Genomic DNA, 20790 nt, shown 5'->3' on the forward strand with positions numbered 1-20790 from the left:
GTTCTAGATCACCATGGCCGACGCGCACCCCGAGGGAGCACAGGCATCGGTGGAGGCCGTGTTCCGCGAGGAACACGGCCTGTTGCTCGCCGCCCTCGTGCGGCGGTTCGGCGACCTCGACCTGGCCGAGGAGGTCACCGCCGAGGCGATCGAGGCGGCGCTGACACACTGGCCGGTCGACGGCGTCCCACCCAAGCCGGGCGCCTGGCTGATGACGACGGCTCGGCGCCGGGCCGTCGACCGCCTCCGGCGGGACAAGGCTTACGCCGCGCGGCTGGCCATCCTGCAGGCGGAGGCGGACCGGGCGGCTCCCGCCCCGGCCGCCGACGCCGGCGGGCTGCCCGACGAGCGGCTGCAGCTGTTCTTCACCTGTGCCCACCCGGCGCTGGCCGCCGAAGATCGCGGGGCGCTGATGCTGCGCTGCCTGGCGGGACTGTCCACACCCGAGGTCGCGCGGGCCTTCCTGGTCCCGGCGGCCACGATGGCCAAGCGGATCGTGCGGGCCAAGAAGAAGATCCGCGAGGCCCGGATCCCGTTCCGGGTGCCCGGCGTGGACGAGCTGCCGACGCGCCTGCCGGGCGTGCTCCAGGTCGTCTACTCGATCTTCACCGAGGGGTACGTGGCCAGCTCAGGCCCGCACCTTCAGCGGCTCGACCTCGCCGAGGAGGCCATCAGGCTGGGGCGGATCCTGCGCCGCCTGCTGCCCGCCGAGCGCGAGGTCGCGGGCCTGCTCGCGCTGATGCTGCTGGTCCATGCGCGGCGCGAGGCCCGGATCGGGCCCGCCGGCGACCTCGTCCTGCTCGACGAGCAGGACCGCGGCCGCTGGGATCGCACGATGATCGAGGAGGGGCGGGCGCTGGTGCCCGCCGCGCTGTCCGGCGGCCCGCCCGGCCCCTACGGGGTGCAGGCCGCCATCGCCGCGCTGCACGACGAGGCGGCGGACGTCGCGACGACCGACTGGCCGCAGATCGTGGCGCTCTACGACGTGCTGCTCGCACTGGCGCCCTCCCCCGTCGTCGAGCTGAACCGGGCGGCGGCGATGGCGTTGCGCGACGGCCCCGCGGCGGGCCTGGCCCTGCTCGACGCGCTGGCCGGCGAGCCGCGGCTACGCGCCTACTCCCCGTACCTGACGGCGCGCGCGGACCTGCTGCAACGGCTCGGCCGGCTCTCGGAGGCCGCCGACGCCTACCGTGAGGCGCTCGCCCTGGCCGGTACCGAGCCCGAACGCGCCCACCTGCGACGCCGCCTGCGTGCCGTCGAAGCCGCCGGGCCGGATCCGGCACCGGGCCCGTGACGTGGCGGCCGAACGAGCCGCGTGGCGCGCATTCCCGCCGCTACCGGCGCGGGTCGCCCATCATGCGGCTCTCCCATGCCCAGGCCGCGATTCCGACCCGGTTGCGGACACCGAGCTTGGCCTGGACGCCTGACACGTGCCCCTTGACCGTGCTGAGGGAGATGAACAGCTCGCCGGCGATCTCCTGGTTGGTGCGTCCCCTCGCGACCGCCCGCACGACCTCGATCTCCCGCGCGGTCAGGGGCTGAGCGGGCGCGCGGGCCCGGGACCGGGTTCCGCTGTCGGCGAGGCGGCGCAGCAGCCGCCGCGCGATCGACGGCGAGATGAGCGCGTCTCCCGCGTACGCGGCCCGCACGGCCTCGACCAGCAGGACCGGGCCCGCGTCCTTCAGCACGAACCCCGCCGCGCCGCGGCGCAGCGGGCCTGCTCGATCGCCTCGACGCCGTCGCACGCCCCAGCTGTCGGCGATCCGGTACGCCTGGAAGGCGACGGTAGCCGCGAACGCGACGCCGAGCCCTGCGTCAGCCACCACCTTGAGCGGATCGGGAACACGCACGGCGATCAGCGTAGGAGAGGAACCCCGCCGGCTCTACCGGCCGAAAGTACGATTCGCGGCTTTCTCCTCGGCGATCCGCCTGTGCCGCACAAGATCCAAAGACACAGCCGAAGCGAGGAAATCGACGCGGATGCGATCCGGCTCACGTGCTGTGATGACCCGGGCAAAAACGCCGACACTCATGGGGGGAACCATGCATGGAAAGAACCGCTTACGCCTGACGGTCCTGGGCTTGGCCTGCGCGCTCCTGCCGCTGCTGGGCGCGGGGACCGCCGCGGCGCAGGAGGACCCGGGCGACCGGACCGTGAAGGTCGCCGACGACCCCGGCAAGACGCCGGTCAGGAACGGGACGGAGCCGCGGGACGCGGTGCCCGCCGGGTTCGGGAGCTGGAGCGCGCTGTTCGCGGAGCAGACCCGGCTGAACGCGGTCGCCGACCGGATCCTGGCCACCGCCGAGACCGCCGACGGGTACGGGGGGATCATCGTCGCGCCGGAGAACCACGAGGTACGCCTGTACTGGCGGGGCGAGGTGCCACCCGCCGTCCAGGCCAGGATCGAGGAGGGACGCCAGATCGCTCCGGTTCGGGTCTCACCGGCCGCCCACACCCAGGCACAGCTCCTGGCCGAGGCCGACCGGTGGGCCGAGGCCGGTCAGGTGACCGGCGCCGCGCCCGAACCCGACGGCAGCGGCGTCGAGCTGTCGGTGGCCGGCGACGACACCACCCCGGACCAGCTCCAACGGCCGAACGGCACCTCGGCGCCGATCACCCTGGAGCGGGGGAACCAGTTCACCCCGGCGTACAACAGGCAGAACGACGTCCCGAGCTACTACGCCGGCGGCCGGATCCTGAACAAGACCGCCGGGAACGGCTGCAGCTCGGGCTTCGCGGTCTACGACAAGTACGGCACCCCCGGGTTCCTCACCGCCGCCCACTGCGGCAACCTCGGCAGCGAGTTCTACGACGGCGGCGGCACCCACGACGTGGCCAACCGCATGGGGAACCTGTCCTGGCGCATCTCCAACCGGGACGCCGCGATCGTCCTGGCCAACGCCACCGCCAACGTCTTCGACGGCGGCAGCGCCTCCTCCACCAGCAACAAGGTGGTGCAGCTGTGGAAGGCGTACGTCGGCAACTACGTGTGCAACTCCGGGGCCACCATGGGCGAGATCTGCCTCATCCAGGTGACCAAGATCGGCTACAGCGGCACCTACACCAACGGGCAGTACGTCAAGCACATGGTCCGCGCCAAGCACGTCAACGGCGCGTGCGCCGGCGCCCAGGGCGACAGCGGCGGCCCGGTCTTCTCCTACACCAACTACTACGACGAGGTCGCGGCGCAGGGCATCTTCTCGGCCTTCAGCAAGAGCACCTACTGCGGCGGCCACACCGGCGGGCGCGAGATCGTCTTCTCCCGCGCCTGGGACGTCGCCCTCGCCTTCGGCGCTTACGTCCAGGTGTGGTGACCCTTCGCGGGGCGTGATCCATCCGCGGCAGGTGGGCCGGCGAGCAGCCGGCCCACCTCGCCGCGGCGGCCCGACCAGCTTGTCCTCGGCCTCCCGCAGCCGCCTGCCAGCGCCGCGTCAGGGCGCCACGCACGGGGAACGTGCTGTTCAGGCGACCGTCAGCACCGTTCGAGTCGCTTGACCTCAAGTAAGCGGAGTGACTTAAATGGACACTCAGCCGCACCTCAGGGAGAGTCGACTTGACCAAGGCCAGCGCCCAGACGCCTGAATACCCCTTCCGCAACCCCAGCGCGCTGGAGCCTCCGCAGGAGTGGGCCGAGCTCCGGCAGGGCTGCCCCGTCGCACCGATCCGGCTGGCCAGCGGCGACGGGGCGCTGCTGCTCACCCGCTACGACGACGTCAGGCAGGTCCTGTCCGACCCCCGCTTCACCCGCCAGCTCGACGCCGACGACGCCGCCCGGGTCACCGCCAACGAGTCCGGCGGGGTGTTCGGCAGCGGCGGCGGCAGCATGACCGGGGACGAGCACCGGGCCTGGCGCCAGCTCATCGGCAAGGCGTTCACCGCCAGGCGGGTCACCGCGATGCAGCCCAGGATCGAGGCCATGACCGGGCACCTGGTCGATCAGTTGATCGCCGAGGGCTCGCCCGGCGACCTGGTGAGCACGGTCGGCTTCCCGTTGCCGGTCTGGGTGATCTGCGACCTGCTGGGTGTCCCGGACTCCGACCGCGACCGGTTCGCGTACTGGTCGGACACGATGCTCAGCATGACGAAGTTCGGCCAGGACGAGATCGACGCCGCCCAGGTCGAGTTCGACGCCTACCTCGTCGCGCACGTCGAGGCCAAGCGGGCCGAGCCCGGCGACGACCTGATCAGCGAGCTGGCCTCGCTCGTCGAAGGGCTGGACGGGCGCCTGACCGAGCAGCTGATGCTGGGGACGGCCAAGGGGCTGCTGGTGGCCGGGCACGAGACCACCGCGAACATGATCGGCAAGATGGTGTCGATGTTGCTGGCCGACCGCAGCCGCTGGGAGGCGCTGCTGGCCGACCGCGCCCTGATCCGCCCGGCGGTGGAGGAGGTGCTGCGCTTCGACGCCAACCCGGGCTTCGGCATGCCGCGCTACCTCAGCGAGGCGGTCGAGGTGGCCGGCGAGACGCTGCCGGGAGGCACCACGGTGGTGTGCAGCATGGCCGCGGCCAACCGTGACGAGCGGCAGTTCGAGCAGGCCGACCACATGCTGCTGGACCGCGCGCCGAACCCGCACATGGCCTTCGGCGCCGGCCCGCACTCCTGCATCGGCCAGGCGCTGGCCCGCACCGAGCTGCAGACCGTGCTCAAGGTGCTGCTCGACAAGCTGCCCGCGCTGGAGCTCGCCGTTCCCGCCGAGGAGCTCAGGCGCCGCGAAGGTCTGGTCGTCGGCGGGCTGGAGCGGGTGCCGGTGCGTTGGTGACCGTGGCCGGCAGGACCGAACGCGCACGAGAGACGCGTGAGGCCATTCTCGACGCCGCCGAGCGGCTGTTCGCCGAGCACGGGGTCGGCGAGGTCTCCAACCGCCAGATCAGCGAGGCGGCGGGGCAGGCGAACAACTTCGCGGTCGGCTACCACTTCGGCGCCAAGGCCGACCTGGTGCGGGCGATCGTGCGCCGCTACACCACCGAGACGGAGCAGCGGCGCCTGCAGATGCTGGCCGCGATCGCCGACTCCGACGACCTGCGCGAGTGGGTCTCCTGCCTGGTACGGCCCGCCACCGACCATCTCGACGCGCTCGGCGTGCCGAGCTGGCGGGCTCGCTGCCTGGCGCAGGCCACCACCGTGCCCGCACTGCGCCAGATCATCATCGAGGAGTCCGTGGCGACGCCCTCGATGCGGCGGACCTTGGAGGGGATGTTCCGCCTGCTGCCCGGCCTGCCGCCGGAGGTGCACGCCGAGCGTGGCGACATGAGCCGGCTGCTGGCCGTACACACGCTGGCCGAGCGCGAACGCGCCCTGCACGAAGGCGGGCCGACGCCGCGCACGAGCTGGGGCGCCACCGCTGTGGGCCTGATCGACGCACTGGTCGGCCTGTGGCAGGCCGAAGTCACCCCGCCCGACAACCGATGAGGACGGACACATCATGCGTGGACTGAAGGACAAGAGGATCGTCGTGTGCGGCGGCGCCACCGGCATCGGGGCCGCCACCGCGGAGCGGCTGGCCGAGGAGGGGTCGCGCGTGCTGATCGGCGACGTCAACCTCGCCGGAGCGCGGGAGACGGCCGAGCGGATCGCCGCCGCCGGCGGCACGGCGGTGGCGGCCGCGTTCGACCTGGCCGACGAGGCGTCGGTGCGGGCGCTGTTCGAACGGGCGGTGGCCGAGTTAGGCGGCGTGGACGGGCTGTTCAACGTGGGCGCCGACCTGTCCCAGGCCACGCTGGGCCGCGACGGCGACGGGGGTCGGAGAGATTTGGAACGGAATCCGGCGTTAACGGGGTTCCCGCTGGTCAGCGAGCCGAGGGTTTCCCTGCCTCCGAACGCGGCTGGCGCCGGATTCCGTTCGGTTTCACAGCGCGACTTTGATCTACGTTGTGTGACGGTAGGTAGCAGTTGGTAACGATTATGTTGCTCTGATGACGCTGTGTCTGTTGGGTCATACGTTGCGTACATGCCTGTCGACTTCCTGAGCGACTCAGAAGCGACGAAGTACGGCCGTTACGACGGTCCGCCCTCCCGGGTCGAGATGGAGAAGATCTTCTTTCTCGACAACGAGGACATGGCTCTGATCAAGGCGCATCGCGGCCGGCACATCCGGTGCGGCTTCGCTCTCCAGCTCGTGACCATGCGCTACCTGGGGTGTTTCCTGGCCGATCCGCTGGAGGTGCCGAACGAGGTCCTGGACGTCGTCGCCGGCCAGCTGGGGATCGAGGATCCGTCCTGCGTGAAGCGTTACACCGAGCGGGACAAGACGCGGCTGGAACATACCTGGGAGATCGCCAAGGCGTTCGGTCTGAAGGACTTCGCCTCGGCCGAGGCCGAGCTGGCGGGCAAGGTGCGGGCGCACGCGTGGAACACCGGCGACGGCCCGACCGCCTGTTTCCAGTACGCGGTGCGCTGGCTGCGGCAGAACGACGTGCTGCTGCCCGGGATCAGCACGCTGACCCGGCTGGTGGCGCGCGAGCGGGAACGCGCGACGCGGGAGCTGCATGACACTCTGGCGGCGCTGCCGAGCGCGCAGCAGCGGGCGGCGCTGGACCTGCTGCTGGAGGTGCCGCCGGGCAAGAAGGTCTCGGACCTGGAGCGCTGGCGGAGTGGCCCGTCGAAGGCGTCCGGGCCGCAGATCGTCAAGTCGCTGGACCTGGTGGCCGAGATCGGCGGCACCGAGCTGGGCCGGCTGGAGCTGGACGCCGCGGTGCCGCAGCGGCGGCTGGACGAGCTGGCCCGCTACGGCCTGACCGCCCACTCCTCCCAGTTGAAGAAGCATCCCGCCTCGCGGCGCCTGGCCACGCTGCTGGCCACCGCGCAGCGGCTGGAGACCAAGACCATCGACGACACGCTGGAGCTGCTGGACCTGCTCATGGTGACCGAGCTGCTCGGCAAGGCGCAGCGGGAGGCCGACAAGCAGAAGGTCGTCAAGCATCCGCGCCTGGCCAAGGCCTCAGCGTGGCTGGCCCAGGCGGTGGAGGTGCTGCTGGAGGCCGAGACGTGGAGCGAGGACGTGCGGCTGTTCGAGGTGTGGGAGATGATCGACGCGGTCGTGCCCCGCGCTCAGCTGCGCTCGGCGGTGGCCACCGTGACCGGGCTGGTGCCGCCGCCGGACGCCGAGGACGACGGCGGCTGGCGGGCGGCGATGGCGAACAAGTACGCCACCGTGTCCGGGTTCGTGAAGCTGCTGACCGCGGTGATCGCGTTCGAGGCCAACGCCGAGGGCCGGCGGGTGCTGGCCGCCATGCAGCGCCTGCCGGACGCGTTGGCCTACCGCTCGCGCCACCATCCGGTCACGGTGCTGCCGTTGCGGCTGATCGACCCGCTGGTGGTGACGGGTGCGTGGAAGCGGCTGGTGTTCGGCCATCCGGCCCGCACGGACGGGCTGGTCGATCGCAACGCGTACGTGTTCTGCGTGCTGGAGCAGTTCCATCGCCATCTCAAGCGGCGTGAGATCCACGCGCCCGCCTCCAGCCGGTGGCGCGACCCGGACGCCCAGCTGCTCAAGGGTGCGGCCTGGGCGGCGGTCAAGTACAGCGTGCTGACCGACCTGGGCCTGCCCGAAGACCCCGCCGGGCTGCTGGCCGAGCACGCCGAGCGGCTGGATCGCGCCTACCGGGTGGTGCGGGCCGGGCTGGCCACCAACACCTCCGTCACCATCGACGACGACGGCAAGATCCACGTGGCGAGCGTGAAGGCGATCGATGAGCCGCCGTCGCTGATCGACCTGCGCAAGCGGGTGGAGGCGATGATGCCGCGGGTGGACATCTCAGAGGCGGTCGTGGAGGTGCTGGGCTGGTGCCCGAAGTTCATGGAGGCCTTCACCTCGATCGCCGGCACCGGCCCGCACCTGGACGACCTGGACATCTCGGTGGCGGCGTGCCTGACCGCCCAGGCGCTGAACATCACCTACGGGCCGATCGCGGTCAAGGGCGTGCCCGCGCTGGAGCGGCACCGGCTCGGCTACGTCGATCACACCTACCTGCGGGCCGACAACTACGGCGCGGCCAACCCGCACCTGATCGCCAAGCAGGCCGGGATCGGGTTCGCTCAGGCGCTGGGCGGCGGGCTGGTGGCGGCCATCGACGGCATGCGGTTCGTGGTCCCGGTGCCGTCGGCGTACGCCCGGCCGAACAAAAAGTATTTCGGGCCCAAGCGCGGAATCACTTGGCTGAACATGATAAATGATCAGGCGTTCGGTATCGCGGCGAAAATCGTGTCCGGCACCGACCGGGATTGCCTGCACGCGCTGGATGTCATCTTCGGCTCGGGCGAGGGCCGCCGGGCCGATGTGATTGTCACCGATACCGGATCGTACAGCGATCTGGTATTCGGTCTCGCGCATCTGCTGGACAAGGAATACCGTCCGGCGCTGGCCGATCTGCCGGACCAGAAGCTGTGGCGGGTGCAGGCCGACGCCGACTACGGGGCGCTGAACGCGCTGGCGCGCGGGCGGCTTGATCTGGGCAAGGTGACCCGGTGGTGGCCGGACATCCTGCGTCTGGTCGGCTCCATCTACACCAGCGCGGTCAACCCGTATGACGTGGTGCGGATGCTGCAACGCGACGGCCGGCCGACCGCGATGGGCGAGGCGATCAACACCTACGGCCGGATTTTCAAGAGTCTGCATGTGCTGGCGCTGATCGATGACGAGGGCATGCGGCGCGGTATCAAGGGCATCCGCAACCTCCAGGAAGGCCGTCACGATCTGGCGCAGAAAGTCTTCCATGGCCGCAAGAGCCAGGTGTTCCAGCGCTACTACGAGGGAATGGAGGACCAATTAGGAGCACTGGGCATTGTTTTGAACTGCCTGGTGCTGTGGAACACGGTCTACATTGACGACGCTTTGCGTCAGCTGCGGGCGCAGGGCTATCCGGTGCTGGATGACGATGTGGCCCGGCTCAGTCCCTTTATCAGGCGGCACATCAACGTGCACGGCCGCTATTCCTTCCAACGTCCGCAGTTGGGCGCCGGGCGGCGGGCCTTGCGCGATCCTGACGCCGACGACGCCGACGACGAGGATTGATGGGGATGCCCCCGCCGGGCCCCGGTGATCTTCCTCGATTCCAGGTGGGGTGTCCGCGAAGGCATAGCGCCTGGTTAGAGCAGGGGACGAGGAGCATGCGGAAGGCGTAGCGTCGCCGACGTGGTAGCTGACAGCGGCGAGTGGGACACCCGCCATCAAGACAACGTGATCGATCTGGCCGATGATCTGGCTGAGCTGGACGCGGCGCTGCTGGCGCAGCTCGATCCGGTGGACCGGGCCCGGCAAGTGCGGGCCCGGCAGGCGCTGCGGCTGTATGCCGACGCGATGTGGGATGCGGTCAAGGCCACCAAGCCGGGCGAGGGCACCCCGGCCGCCCGCAACCCCTACAACTGCGTGGCCGCGCTGCGCGACTTCGCCGACGCACTGCGCAGCGGCGGGGAGGAGGCACAGCGGGTGGCTGGCGACCCCGACCCCGACCCCGACCCCGGCGATGACGACACCGGAGACGTCGCCATGTGGGCCGAACGGTTCAGCGCGACCGGGATCGACTTGCCCGTCTACACCCTGCCGGATCTCGCTCCCGGCGAGTAAGGCCGGCCCCGGGACCTTCTGGCAGGGGTTGCGGCGACAGACGTCTGAAGGGGCGACGCGGTGAGCAAGGGCAGCCGGTTGAGGGCACGCAAGAAGTCCGAGGCGTTGAGCGAGCAGAATCTGATCAACGGCTGGTCCGGCGCCGCCGGCGTTCGCATCCGGCAGGCCCGGCCGATGACCTGCCGGCCATGGCCGAACTGGTGCCGCTGGCTGGCGTCCGCCTGAAGGACGTGCTGCGCGAGGCGGTGACGGCCGACATCGCGGGCCCGCCCTGCGCAGCGGGCTCCGCGGCGGCGCCTTCCATCGGCATTAGATGCCGCAGGAGGTGGATCTGGACGCGCTGCCCAATCAGCGGCACACCGCCAAACGCGTATGCTGCCCAGCGTTGAGATCACCATGCCTGTGAGCGCAAGGAGCGCCTGATGTTGTATGGGCGGGAGCGGGAGCAGCGGGAACTCGGCCGGCTCCTGGCGGAGGCCGCCTCTGGCCGGGGCGGCGCCGTCGTGGTCCTGGGTGAACCGGGCGGCGGCAAGTCGGCGCTGCTGCGGTGGGCGGGTTCGGGCCAGGAGTTCCAGGTGCTCGGCTGCACGGGCGTGGAGAGCGAGGCCGAGCTGCCATTTGCGGCGCTGCAGGTGCTGCTGTCCGGCGCGATGGGGCACCTGCCCGGCCTTCCCGGTCCTCAGGCGGAGGCGTTGCGGGCGGCGCTGGGGCTGGCCGCGCCGGGGGGCGACAACCGGTTCCTGGTCGGCCTTGCCACGGTGTCGCTGCTGGCGGAGCTGGCCGCGGACGGGCCGGTGTTGTGCCTGGTGGACGACGCCCAGTGGCTGGACCGGCCGTCGGCCGAGGCGCTGGCGTTCGCCGCCCGCCGGCTGATGGCCGAGAAGGTGTTCCTGCTGTTCGCGGCGCGAGAGGGAGCCGCCCTGCCTGGCCTGCCCGAACTGGCGCTCAAGCGGCTGGATGCGACGGCTGCGCGGGCGCTGCTTGCCGAGCACGCTCCCGACCTGCCCGTCCATATACGCGACCGGGTGCTGGCTGAGGCCGACGGCAACCCGCTGGCCCTGCTCGAACTGCCCAAGACCGACGGCGGCGAGCCCGGGCACCTCCCGCTGCCGCACCGGCTGCAGGACGCCTACCAGCAACGCATCGCCAAACTGCCCGCGCCGGCCCGTAACGCCCTGCTGGTCGCGGCGGCGGAGGAGAGTGGCGCGCTGGCGGCCACGCTGCGGGCCATGACGGTTCTCGGGCTGGCGGCGACGCGCTGGCGGCCGCCGAGGGCGAGGGGCTGATCGCCGTAGAGGAGCAGACGGTCGTCTTCCGGCACCCGCTCATCCGTACGGCCGCCTATCGGGGCGCGCCGTTCACGGACCGGCTGGCCGCGCACGCCGCGCTGGCGGACGCGCTGGCCGGCGACCCCGACCGGGCGGCCTGGCACCGGGCGGCGGCGGCCACAGGAGCGGATGAGGAGGTGGCGGCGGAGCTGGAGGGGGCTGCCCTGCGGGCCCGCCGGCGTTCTGGGCACGCCACGGCCGTGGCGGCGCTGGAACGGGCCGTGCGGCTCACCTTCGAGGAGGCGGAGCGGGCGCGGCGGCTGGCGCTGGCCGGGGAGATCGCTGTGGACGCGGGCCTGCCCGATCGCGCCCGGCATCTGGCGGGGCAGGCGCTCCGGCTGACCGAGGACACCCGCGTGCTGGCGCGCGTGGCGACCGTGCGGGCCCGGGTGGAGTTTGAGCACGGCTCGTTGCGTACGGTGCACGAGGTGCTGGTCACGGCGGCCCGTCAGGTCGCGCCGCTCGATCCGGACACTGCCGCGTCGATGCTGGCCGACGCGGCACGGGCGTCCTGGTCGGCTGGCGAGCCCGTACGGGTGGCACAGGCCCACCGCATCCTCGCGGAGCTGCCGCCGGACACGGTCAGGGACAGGCTCGTCGCGTCCATCGGCGGGGCGCTGAAGCTGTACTCCGACGATGCGGCCGAGGCGGCCGACGGGGTGGCGCTGCTGCGCGAGCACATCGCGCAGGGCAGGAACGGGCCGCCGGGGCTGCGGCTCAACGTGGCCTCGCAGGCGCTGCTGACCGGCGACTACGACGACACCCGCGACATCATGGCCGGCCTGGCCGAGGAGAGCCGCACGAGCGGCGCCATCGGCTGGCTGCCGATGGTGCTGTGCACGCTGGCGACCGCCGAGATCAACCTCGGCCGCCACCGCGACGCGGTCCAGTCCGCGAGCGAGGCACTGCGCATCGCCGCGGACATCGGCCAGCCCAGCCGCATGGCACACGCCGAGGCGCTGCTGGCGTACGTGGCCGCCGTCCGCGGCGACGAGCCCGGCACGCGTCCCGCCGAGCAGAGCCTGCGGCAGTTCCCCGCGCACGCCAACGCGCTGGTCGCTGCGTGGTGCGAGTGGGCGCTGGCGCTGCTCGACCTCGGCTACGGCCGCTACGAGGCGGCACTGGACCGGCTGGAGACGGCCACCCGCGGCCCGATCCAGCACGTGGGCCCCGGCGTGCACTTCGCCGCCGACCAGGTGGAGGCCGCCGTGCGGCTCGGCCGCCCGCAACGCGCTGCCGAGCCGCTGGCCCGGCTGGAGCAGTGGGCCGCCGCCGCCCGCCTGCCCTGGGAGGACGGTCTCGTGCTGCGCTGCCGCGCGCTGACGACCGGCGACGGCACCCTGTACGAGCGGGCTTTGGAGCTGCAGGGCGAGGCCCGGCCGTTCGAGCGGGCCCGCACCGAGCTGCTGTACGGCGAATGGCTGCGCCGCGAGCGGCACAAGGCCGAGGCCCGCACGCACCTGCGCGAGGCACTGGAGCGCTTCGAACGGCTCGGCGCGGCACCGTGGGCCGAGCACGCCCGCGCCGAGCTGCGCGCGGCCGGCGAAAGCTCCACCCCGGCGGCGGCGGACGCGGCGGCCCAGCTCACCCCGCAGGAGCTGCAGGTGGTACGGCTCGCGGCGACCGGCGCGACGAACAAGGAAATCGCCGCACGGCTGTTCCTCAGCCCCAAGACCGTCGGCCACCACCTCTACCGCGCCTTCCCCAAGCTGGGCGTCTCCACCCGCACGGAGCTGGCCCGCCTGAACCTCGAATAGGGGAACATGCCCGATACCGTTGAATGTTCGCCGCTTCTACCGTCTTGACCAGCAGCAAAACGAACAAGACGAGGAGCGTGGCGGCCATGGAACTGGCCATCGAAGTGGAGGGACTGGTCAAGTCCTTCGGCCGGGCCCGGGCCCTGGACGGTCTGGACCTGACCGTGCGAGCCGGGGAGGTGCACGGCTTCCTCGGCCCGAACGGCGCCGGCAAGTCCACCACCATCAGAACCCTGCTGGGCCTGCTGCGAGCCGACTCCGGCCGGGTGACGCTGCTGGACGGCGACCCGTGGCGCGAGGCGGCCGAGCTGCACCGGCGGCTGGCCTACGTGCCGGGCGACGTGAGCCTGTGGCCGGGCCTGACCGGCGGCGAGGTGATCGACCTGCTCGGCCGGCTGCGCGGCGGCCTGGACCGGGCCCGGCGGGCCGACCTGCTGGAGCGCTTCGAGCTGGACCCGCGCAAGAAGGCCAAAACCTACTCCAAGGGCAACCGGCAGAAGGTCGCCCTGGTGGCGGCGTTCGCCTCCGACGCCGACCTGCTCATCCTGGACGAGCCCACCTCCGGCCTGGACCCGCTGATGGAGGCGATCTTCCAGCAGTGCGTGGCCGAGGAGAAGCAGCGTGGCCGGACCGTCCTGCTGTCGAGCCACATCCTGTCGGAGGTCGAGGCTTTGTGTGACCGCGTCACGATCATCCGGCGCGGCCGCACGGTCGAGGCCGGGCCCCTGTCCCAGCTGCGCGGCCTGTCCCGCAGCCGGGTCAGCGCCGAGCTGGCCTCCCCGCCCAACGGCCTGACCCGGATGCCGGACCTGCACGCGGTGCGAATCGACGGCAACCGCATCTCCTTCGAGGTGGACCGCACCCGGCTGGACGCGGCGCTGGCCGAGCTCATCCGCGTCGGCGTACGCGATCTGACCTGCACCCCGCCCTCGTTGGAGGACCTGTTCCTGCGCCACTACGAGAGCGCGAAGGCGGAGCGATGAACGGCACCTGGACCCTGACCAAGCTCGCGCTCAAGCGTGAGCGCTTCGTCGTCCCGCTCTGGCTGGTGCTGCTCGTCGCGCTCGCGGCCGGGCAGGTCCAGCGGTACGCCACCGGCATTCCCGACATCGCAGCCTTCGCCCGCGAGATGGCCGCGAACCAGGCGCTGACCGCGTTCGCCGGGGAGATCCCCTCCGCCACCCTGGCCGGCATGGCGGTCTGGAAGAACGCCGACGCCATTTACACCATCCTCGGGCTGATCATGATTCTCACCGTCGTCCGGCACAGCCGGGGCGAGGAGGAGTCCGGCCGCGCCGAGTTGGTCGGGGCCGGCGTGGTCGGCCGCCTGGCGCCGCTGACCGCCGCGCTCGCCGTCGCCTGCGGCTCGGCCGTCCTGGCCGGGCTGCTCACCGCCGCCGCCATGGCCGCGACCGGCGCCGGCGCGGCCGGGTCGCTGGCCTTCGGTGCCGCGATCGCCGCCGCCGGCCTGGTCTTCGCCGGCATGGGCGCGGTGGCCGCCCAGCTCACCCAGACCGCGCGCACCGCGATCGGCGTGGCCGCGCTCGGCCTGGGCCTCAGCTACGTGCTGCGCTTCGTCGCCGACGGCAGCGGCCTGGCCGCGCTCAAGTGGCTCTCACCGCACGGCTGGTCGCACCTGGTACGGCCGTACGGGGACAACAACGTGGCCGTGCTGCTGCTCAGCCTCGCCTTCACCGCCGCGACCCTCGCCCTGGCCTACCGGCTGCTCGCCCGGCGCGACCTGGGCCACGGCCTGATTCCCGAACGTCCCGGCCCGGCCGCCTCCGACCGGCTGCGCAGCTCCCTGCGCCTGGCCTGGCGGCTGCAGAAGGGCCTGCTCGGTGGCTGGATCGCCGGATACGCGATCGCCGGGCTGGTTCTGGGCGCCCTGGCCACCTCCATCGAGGAGGTCGCCCGGCAGGGCGCTGCGGTCGAGGAGTTCTTCCGCCGCTACACCGCCTCGCCCGAGGCCACCATGACCGACGCCTACCTGTGGCTGATCGCGCTCAGCCTCGGCTACGTCTCGGCCCTCTACCCGCTGCTGGTCCTGCTGCGGCTGCGCAGCGAGGAGACCACCGGCCGGGCTGAGCTGCTCCTGTCCACCCCGGTCTCCCGCGTGCGCTGGGTCGCAGGCCACCTGCTCTTCGCCCTGGCCGGAACCGCCCTGATCCTCGCCACCGCGGGACTGACCATGGGCCTGGTGGCCGGAGCGCCCGGCAAGGTCCTCGCCGGCGCCCTGGTGCAAGTGCCCGCCACCTGGACCTTGGCCGGGGTCGGCGTCCTGGCCTTCGGCCTGCTGCCCCGCGCCGCGGCGGCGATCTCCTGGGCGGCCTTCCTGTTCGTCAACCTCTTCGGCGAGGTGCTCGGCCCGATCCTCGGCATCGACTACTGGATCGCCAAGTACGCAGTGCCCTACCCCAACCTGCCCATGGTCATCTCCGGCGAGCCCTTCACGGCCACCGCCATCGCGATCATGACAGGCATCACCGCCGTCCTGGTCTCGGCCGGCCTCGCCGCCGTTAGACGCAGGGCACTCACCTGAGCCCCAGCGACGCCACGGAGAGATCCGCCCTGGACTCCAGGGCGGATCTCTCCGTACCCCCAGCACCATGCCCAAGACATGCCCACACTCTCGATGGTGCAGTCAGGTGCGGTGTTTCATAAGCGGTCGCCTATGAAACACGACGAGCCCGCTCGCGCGACCTGGACGTTCACGCCGCGCCTTTGTTTCATAGGTCGGTGCATAGCTCTGGACGTTTGCAACAGCAGATGAAACGATCTGGGGGTGAGCGACGGCGACTTCCAGCGGGTCGAGGCCAACGACTGCCCGATGTCCTCCTGCGCGGCCCCGGCCGGGTCACCGTGCCGGACCGGCAAGGGACGGGTGGCCGCGCAGTACCACACCGCTCGGTTCCGACTCGTATCGTCACTGGCCAAGACCCTCAACGTACCGACCCCGCCCGCCCGCAAGCCAGGCTCCGTCTGGATAGAACTGCCGCGCCCTTCCGTGGCCGACACTACGCCGGCCGGGCACGCGCGGATCGGGTACGCCCGCGCGTCCACCGTCCGCCAGTCGCTGGACACCCAACTCAACTCGCTGAAGACGGCCGGGGTCACCCGAATCTTCCACGAGAAGATCTCCACCCGCGCCAAGCAGCGTCCCGAACTCGACAAGGCCGTCACCCTCGCTCGGGACATGCGTGCCTCGGGCATTGCGGTCACCCTCGTCGTCCACGAGCACAAGCGGCTCGGCCGCGGCATCGACCTGGCCGCCCTCGCCGAGCAACTCAGAGCCGACGACATCGGCTTGGAGTTCCTCAACGGCGAGTTGCAAGGCTCGCACGACCCGTCCGGGGTGGTCTTCACCGTGCTCGCCGCCCTGTCCGGGATGGAACGCGAGTACATCCGCGACCGCACCCTCGAAGGCCACGAATCCGCCCGCGCCCGAGGCAAGAGCATCGGCGGAGCCGCTGTCACCGATTCGGCCATGCTCTCCATGGCCCTGCACCTACGCGAACAGAACCTCAGCTTGAGGGACATCGCCCTCCAACTCGTCATCACCAAGGGCAAGAAGAAGGGCCAGCACCCGTCGGCAGCCACCATCCTCCGGATGCTGCGCGAACACGACGAAGCGACTGCCTCCGCGACGCGGAAGGATTAGCTCCAACACCCATTGACCTGCAGTTGGAGCGCTACCTCGCCCCTGGCCGTAGCTCCGGGAGTCCTGGGCCATGTCCGGAGGACCTCAACGGCAGGGGCTCACTGACCAGCGGGAACCCCGTTAACGCCGGATTCCGTTCCAAATCTCTCTGACCCCCGCGACCTGTCGGAGATGGACGCGGCGATCTGGCGGCGCACCTTGGAGGTCAACCTCATCGGGTACGCCCACACCTGCCGCACGGCCATCCCGCTGCTGCTGGAGAGCGGGCGCGGGGCGATCGTCAACACCTCCTCCGGCGCGGCCTTCGTCGGCGAGGCGGTGCGTCCCGCCTACGCCGCCTCCAAGGCCGGCATCAACGCCCTCACCCGGCACATCGCCTCCCGCTGGGGCAAGGAGGGCATCCGCTGCAACGGCGTCTCGCCCGGCATGGTGCTCAGCGAGACCGGCCTCGCGACGATGAGCGAGGAGTTCAAGGCCGCCGGGCTCGCCGGAAACCGCAGCACCCGCCTCGGCCGCCCGTCCGACCTGGCCGCCGCGGCGGCGTTCCTGCTGTCCGACGACGCGGAGTGGATCAACGGCCAGACGTGGTCCATCGACGGCGGCGGCTCGCTACGCGACTGAGGAAGAACGTGGAAGTCTCCGTCGACACGGACACGTGCTGCGGGGCGGGGCAGTGGGTGCGATGTGTACGGCCTTCCGGCGTGATACCTCCTCTCCTTCGCCGGATCCTGGCCCGCAAGGACCAGGACCGGCCGGATGGTCCCGCCGAGGCACGGCACCTGCGCGGAGTATGACCACGGCGGTCGCCGCGCGATCCGCTACTGGCCGAACGGGTCCTCGTACGGCTCCTGTACGGCCCCGTCCGTGGAGTCGTCTGTGGAGTCGTCCGCGGCGTCGTCTGTGGCGTCGTCCGGGTGCTGGCGGGCCGGTGCGCAGTCCTGGCCGCAGCCGCCGAAGCGGGCCGTGTCGACCGGCGTGAACCGGGCCGGCGCCACGCCGCGCAGGGCGGAGGTCATCGTGTCCTTCCAGATGGGGCCCGGCAGCGAGGCGCCCTGAACCGCGCCGTAGTAGCGGCCGCCGATGGTCACGCCGGTGAGCTTGTGGCGCTGCGAGCCGCGTGGGTCGCCGATGCTGACCGCCCCGGCCAGGTCGGGGGTGAAACCGGCGAACCAGGCGCTGGCGTATCCGTCGGTGGTGCCGGTCTTGCCGGCCGCCGGGCGGCCGATGCCACCGACGCCGCTCATGGTGCCCTTGGTGAACACCCCGGACAGGATGTGGGCGGTCGCGTCGGCGACCTGCGGGTCCAGCACCCGCTCGCACCGCGGGCGGTAGGTGGCGGTCCTGCCGTCGCGGCCGGTGATCTTGGTGATGGCCATGGGCGGGCAGTAGGTGCCGCGTGCGGCGATGGCGGCGTAGGCGGTGGCCACGGTCACCGGGTCGCTCTCGTTGATGCCGAGCGTGAACGTCTCGAACTCTCGCAGCTTCGCGCCGTCGGCCCGCTTGATGCCCAGCGACGTGGCGGTCTCGACGGTCGGGCACAGGCCCACCCGCTCCTGCAGGGCCATGAAGAAGGTGTTGACCGAGCCCCAGGTGCCGGTGGCCAGGGTCTTGAAACCGGGCGAGCCCTCGTCGTTGGTGACCGTCCAGGACGGATCGCCCACGTTCTCGCCCGCGCAGTTCTTGAACGCGGCGTAGCCGGGCGCGGTGTAGCCCGCGCCCGCGGTGATGCCGTCGTCGATCTTCATGCCCTGCTTGAGTGCGGTGATCAGCGTGAACGTCTTGAACGTCGAGCCCGGCTGGAAGCCGATCAGCCCGCCGTGGTCCGTGTCCGCCACCGCGTTGTAGGAGATCTCGTTCCTGCGGGCGGAGCCGCCGAAGGGACGGCTGGCGGCCATCGCCTTGATCGCGCCCGTGCCCGGCTGCACCAGCGCCTCGGCGGCCAGCGCGCGGTCAGAGGCGTGGACGTGCTTCCTGACGGCCGCCTCGGCCGCCTTCTGCGCCTTGGGGTCCAGCGTCGTGTGGACCTTGAGCCCGCCCTGGCTGAAGGCCGCCTCCCGCTGCCGCCGCGTCTTGCCGAAGGCAGGGTCGGACAACAGCTCGTGCCGGACGTACTCGCAGAAGTACGGATAGCGGCTCTCCTGGCAGCCGTTGGGCTGCTTGACGCCTTTGTAGCCGAGCTTGCGGGCCTTGGCCGCGTCGGCCTGCGCCCGGGTGATCCGGCCCAGCTCCGCCATCCGGTCGAGTACCACGTCGCGCCGTTGCAGCAACAGCTCGCGCGCCTTGGCCCCGCGGTCCGGTGAGGTCCTGTTGGGATCCTGCACGGCACCGGCGAGGGCGGCGGCCTGGGCCACGTTGAGGCGGGACGCCGGCACCCCGAAGAAGCGCCTGGCCGCCGCCTCCACCCCGTTGGCCCCTGCGCCGAAGTAGGCGATGTTCAGGTATTTCTCCAGGATCTCGTCCTTGGTGTACTTCTGCTCGATGGCCATGGCGTGGCGCAGTTCCTTGAGCTTGCGGGCGTAGCTGGCCTCCAGGGCCGCGTTCTTCTCCTTCTCGGTCTCCGCCGAGTTGAGCAGGACCTGCTTGACGTACTGTTGCGTGATCGACGAGCCGCCCTGCCCGATGCCGCCCGACGTGAGGTTCTTGACCAGGGCGCGGGCCGTGCCCTCGATGTCGATCGCGCCGTGCTCGTAGAAGCGGTCGTCCTCGATCGCCACGATGGCCGTCTTCATCACGTCCGCGATGCGCTCCAGCGGCACGACTTTGCGGTCCTGCGCGTAGAACTGGGCGATCCTGGTGCCCTCGGCGTCGTACACCGTCGTCTTCTCCGCCAGCGGCGGCTCCGCGAGCTCCTCCGGCTGGAGGTTCACCGCCTCGGTCGCCGCGACGACGACCACTCCCGAGCCCCCCACGGCCGGCAGCACGAACGCCGCGGTCAACACCCCGGCGGCGGCAGCGGCCCCGGCCAACCGGACGATACTGGACATGCGCGTGCGAAGATGCGAGCTGGACATGGCGGCCATGACAGCACAGAAGCCCGCACACCGTCCAAGACTGATATGGATCGCTCTGCGATATCCGAACCAATATCAAACGAGGTCAAGGTGCCATGGCGAGCGGATCCGCGCCCTGGCCGAAATCGACTTGCCGTCCGACGCGCTCACAGGCCAGGGTCGATGACATGAACCAGGAGCAGATCTGGGACGCCGAGGCCGCCCAGCGCTATGACACGCCGGGCACCGGCATGTTCTCGCCGGAGGTCCTGGGGCCGACCGTGGACCGCCTCGCCGAGTTCTCGGGCGACGGACAGGCGCTCGAGTTCGCCATCGGCACCGGCCGCGTGGCCGTGCCGCTCGCCGGGCGAGGCGTCTCCGTCACCGGCATCGAGCTGTCACGACCGATGATCGACCAACTGCGAACAAAGGTGGATGAAGCGACGATCCCGGTGATCGTCGGCGACATGGCGGACGCCGCCGCCCCGGGGAAGTACACACTCGTCTATCTCGTCTTCAACACGATCTCCAACCTGCTCACCCAGGCCGAGCAGGTCGCGTGCTTCCGCAACGCCGCCCGCCACCTCACCCCCGGCGGCCGGTTCGTGATCGAGCTCTGGGTGCCTGAGCTGCGCAAGCTCCCTCCGGGCCAGCAGGCCACGGTGTGGCAGTACGAGCCCGGCTACGTCGGCTTGGACACCTACGACATCCTGCGCCAGCACGTCGTGTCGCACCATTTCACCTTCGACGAGAGCCGGCGGGCTGAGCTGTTCCGGAGCCCGCACCGCTACATCTGGCCCGCCGAGCTCGACCTCATGGCTCAGCTGGCCGGGTTCGAGCTGGAGAGCAGGCATGCCGACTGGGCAGGAGCCGAATTCACCGCCGAGTCGCGTTCCCACGTGTCCGTCTACCGGCTCCCGGAGGTTGGTCGGGCGGCTCCGCCAGCCGCTCCGGCCGGGTCCAACTGACCCAGCCACGCTGGCGCATCAGGTCCAGAAGCCGCTCCGCCCGCGGGTCGGACTCGACGGCAAGTGCGTCCAGAAGCTCAAACGGTAGACCGTCGTGCGCCACGACTGGCTGCCCCTTGTCACGCATCGACAAAGTGAGCGGGCGGCGGCAGAGAACGCCTGGGCCAACCGGCCCCAGAGCCGACGCACTTCCCGGTGACCCAGGCGCCTGTCTCGAAGTACGTGATCAACAGCACGTGCAGCTGGATTGCCCCGGCTTGCGGTGGGCTTTGGGCGGGCGGCCGAGGGCTCGGCGGGCGCTCTGTTCGACGAGCTCGTACGCCTGAGCCTGTCATGGCTGCTCGAAGCCGACAAAAGTCGCCCGGCCCCCCACTGTCGACGCCAAGGTCCGCGCGGCCACGCCACCATGGGAGTCGCTCGGGCGGTGGGTGAAGATCACACCCAGTCCCCCGGCCAACCTGGCCGACGACATCCGAGGCTGGTGACCTGTTCATCCGACGCCTTCCGCACCAGCCGGGCC

The 20790-nt window shown here is 71.2% G+C and carries 18 protein-coding genes; 15 read left to right on the plus strand and 3 right to left on the minus strand.

All coding sequences use genetic code 11. The annotated features are described in order from the left end of the window. Positions 1-49 precede the first annotated feature (49 nt). The gene (locus tag V5E28_RS44535) at positions 50-1294 is read left to right on the plus strand and encodes an RNA polymerase sigma factor (RefSeq protein WP_336216231.1); all 1245 of its coding nucleotides are present in this window, start codon (positions 50-52) and stop codon (positions 1292-1294) included. A 40-nt stretch (positions 1295-1334) separates the two neighbouring features. Here the strand turns inward: V5E28_RS44535 and V5E28_RS44540 are convergent, their stop codons facing one another. Both V5E28_RS44540 and V5E28_RS44545 read right to left on the minus strand, forming a co-directional pair. Then, entirely contained in the window at positions 1335-1850 is a 516-nt protein-coding gene (locus V5E28_RS44540) for a response regulator transcription factor (protein WP_336216233.1), read from the minus strand. Between the two features lie 33 nt (positions 1851-1883). After that, the gene (locus V5E28_RS44545) at positions 1884-2033 is read right to left on the minus strand and encodes a hypothetical protein (protein WP_336216234.1); all 150 of its coding nucleotides are present in this window, start codon (positions 2031-2033) and stop codon (positions 1884-1886) included. Between the two features lie 10 nt (positions 2034-2043). On the opposite strand from V5E28_RS44545, the gene V5E28_RS44550 reads away from it, so the two are divergent. From V5E28_RS44550 to V5E28_RS44610, 13 genes are all read left to right on the plus strand, one after another. Next, on the plus strand, positions 2044-3315 hold the full coding sequence (locus V5E28_RS44550) for a S1 family peptidase (RefSeq protein ID WP_336216236.1): 1272 nt from the start codon (positions 2044-2046) through the stop codon (positions 3313-3315). Positions 3316-3554: 239 nt separating this feature from the next. After that, a complete protein-coding gene (locus tag V5E28_RS44555; RefSeq protein ID WP_336216237.1) occupies positions 3555-4763 on the plus strand; it encodes a cytochrome P450 in 1209 nt (402 codons plus the stop codon). Beyond that, on the plus strand, positions 4760-5413 hold the full coding sequence (locus tag V5E28_RS44560) for a TetR/AcrR family transcriptional regulator (RefSeq protein ID WP_336216238.1): 654 nt from the start codon (positions 4760-4762) through the stop codon (positions 5411-5413). The genes V5E28_RS44555 and V5E28_RS44560 overlap by 4 nt, the downstream gene beginning before the upstream one ends. A gap of 13 nt (positions 5414-5426) precedes the next feature. Then, complete coding sequence (locus V5E28_RS44565) at positions 5427-5900, plus strand: SDR family NAD(P)-dependent oxidoreductase (RefSeq protein ID WP_336216239.1); 474 nt, start codon at positions 5427-5429, stop codon at positions 5898-5900. A 51-nt stretch (positions 5901-5951) separates the two neighbouring features. Next, the gene (locus V5E28_RS44570) at positions 5952-9014 is read left to right on the plus strand and encodes a Tn3 family transposase (RefSeq protein ID WP_336216241.1); all 3063 of its coding nucleotides are present in this window, start codon (positions 5952-5954) and stop codon (positions 9012-9014) included. Positions 9015-9134: 120 nt separating this feature from the next. Continuing rightward, positions 9135-9566 (plus strand): hypothetical protein, encoded by a 432-nt coding sequence (locus V5E28_RS44575; RefSeq protein ID WP_336216242.1) that lies wholly within the window; start codon positions 9135-9137, stop codon positions 9564-9566. Between the two features lie 60 nt (positions 9567-9626). Beyond that, entirely contained in the window at positions 9627-9791 is a 165-nt protein-coding gene (locus V5E28_RS44580; protein WP_336216243.1) for a hypothetical protein, read from the plus strand. Positions 9792-9988: 197 nt separating this feature from the next. After that, on the plus strand, positions 9989-10852 hold the full coding sequence (locus V5E28_RS44585; protein WP_336216244.1) for an ATP-binding protein: 864 nt from the start codon (positions 9989-9991) through the stop codon (positions 10850-10852). Positions 10853-11031: 179 nt separating this feature from the next. Further along, the gene (locus V5E28_RS44590; protein ID WP_336216245.1) at positions 11032-12651 is read left to right on the plus strand and encodes a LuxR C-terminal-related transcriptional regulator; all 1620 of its coding nucleotides are present in this window, start codon (positions 11032-11034) and stop codon (positions 12649-12651) included. A gap of 86 nt (positions 12652-12737) precedes the next feature. Further along, positions 12738-13634, plus strand: coding sequence for an ABC transporter ATP-binding protein (locus V5E28_RS44595; RefSeq protein ID WP_336216247.1), 897 nt, complete (start codon positions 12738-12740; stop codon positions 13632-13634). Next, positions 13631-15193, plus strand: coding sequence for an ABC transporter permease (locus V5E28_RS44600; protein ID WP_336216248.1), 1563 nt, complete (start codon positions 13631-13633; stop codon positions 15191-15193). The genes V5E28_RS44595 and V5E28_RS44600 overlap by 4 nt, the downstream gene beginning before the upstream one ends. Positions 15194-15436: 243 nt before the next feature. Further along, positions 15437-16312: a recombinase family protein gene (locus V5E28_RS44605; protein ID WP_336216249.1), complete on the plus strand. Its 876-nt coding sequence runs from the start codon at positions 15437-15439 to the stop codon at positions 16310-16312. Between the two features lie 162 nt (positions 16313-16474). Next, positions 16475-16933 carry an SDR family NAD(P)-dependent oxidoreductase gene (locus V5E28_RS44610; protein ID WP_336216306.1) on the plus strand — a complete coding sequence of 153 codons (459 nt, stop codon included), beginning with the start codon at positions 16475-16477 and terminating at the stop codon, positions 16931-16933. A gap of 197 nt (positions 16934-17130) precedes the next feature. Here V5E28_RS44610 and V5E28_RS44615 read toward each other — a convergent pair whose 3' ends face one another. Next, a complete protein-coding gene (locus V5E28_RS44615; protein ID WP_336216250.1) occupies positions 17131-19296 on the minus strand; it encodes a transglycosylase domain-containing protein in 2166 nt (721 codons plus the stop codon). 194 nt (positions 19297-19490) lie between these two features. Between V5E28_RS44615 and V5E28_RS44620 the strand changes: the two genes are divergently transcribed. Beyond that, complete coding sequence (locus tag V5E28_RS44620) at positions 19491-20270, plus strand: class I SAM-dependent DNA methyltransferase (protein WP_336216251.1); 780 nt, start codon at positions 19491-19493, stop codon at positions 20268-20270. Positions 20271-20790 lie beyond the last annotated feature (520 nt).

Source organism: Nonomuraea sp. LPB2021202275-12-8 (assembly GCF_037044575.1).
In the GTDB taxonomy this organism is placed as follows: domain Bacteria; phylum Actinomycetota; class Actinomycetes; order Streptosporangiales; family Streptosporangiaceae; genus Nonomuraea.

Bases quoted from the DNA above. Each gene is read 5' to 3' on its own strand.
- V5E28_RS44545 (WP_336216234.1), bottom strand. From the start codon at position 2,033: ATGAGTGTCGGCGTTTTTGCCCGGGTCATCACAGCACGTGAGCCGGAT.
- V5E28_RS44550 (WP_336216236.1), top strand. From the start codon at position 2,044: ATGCATGGAAAGAACCGCTTACGCCTGACGGTCCTGGGCTTGGCCTGC.
- V5E28_RS44565 (WP_336216239.1), top strand. From the start codon at position 5,427: ATGCGTGGACTGAAGGACAAGAGGATCGTCGTGTGCGGCGGCGCCACC.
- V5E28_RS44570 (WP_336216241.1), top strand. From the start codon at position 5,952: ATGCCTGTCGACTTCCTGAGCGACTCAGAAGCGACGAAGTACGGCCGT.
- V5E28_RS44585 (WP_336216244.1), top strand. From the start codon at position 9,989: ATGTTGTATGGGCGGGAGCGGGAGCAGCGGGAACTCGGCCGGCTCCTG.
- V5E28_RS44595 (WP_336216247.1), top strand. From the start codon at position 12,738: ATGGAACTGGCCATCGAAGTGGAGGGACTGGTCAAGTCCTTCGGCCGG.
- V5E28_RS44600 (WP_336216248.1), top strand. From the start codon at position 13,631: ATGAACGGCACCTGGACCCTGACCAAGCTCGCGCTCAAGCGTGAGCGC.
- V5E28_RS44615 (WP_336216250.1), bottom strand. From the start codon at position 19,296: ATGTCCAGTATCGTCCGGTTGGCCGGGGCCGCTGCCGCCGCCGGGGTG.
- V5E28_RS44620 (WP_336216251.1), top strand. From the start codon at position 19,491: ATGAACCAGGAGCAGATCTGGGACGCCGAGGCCGCCCAGCGCTATGAC.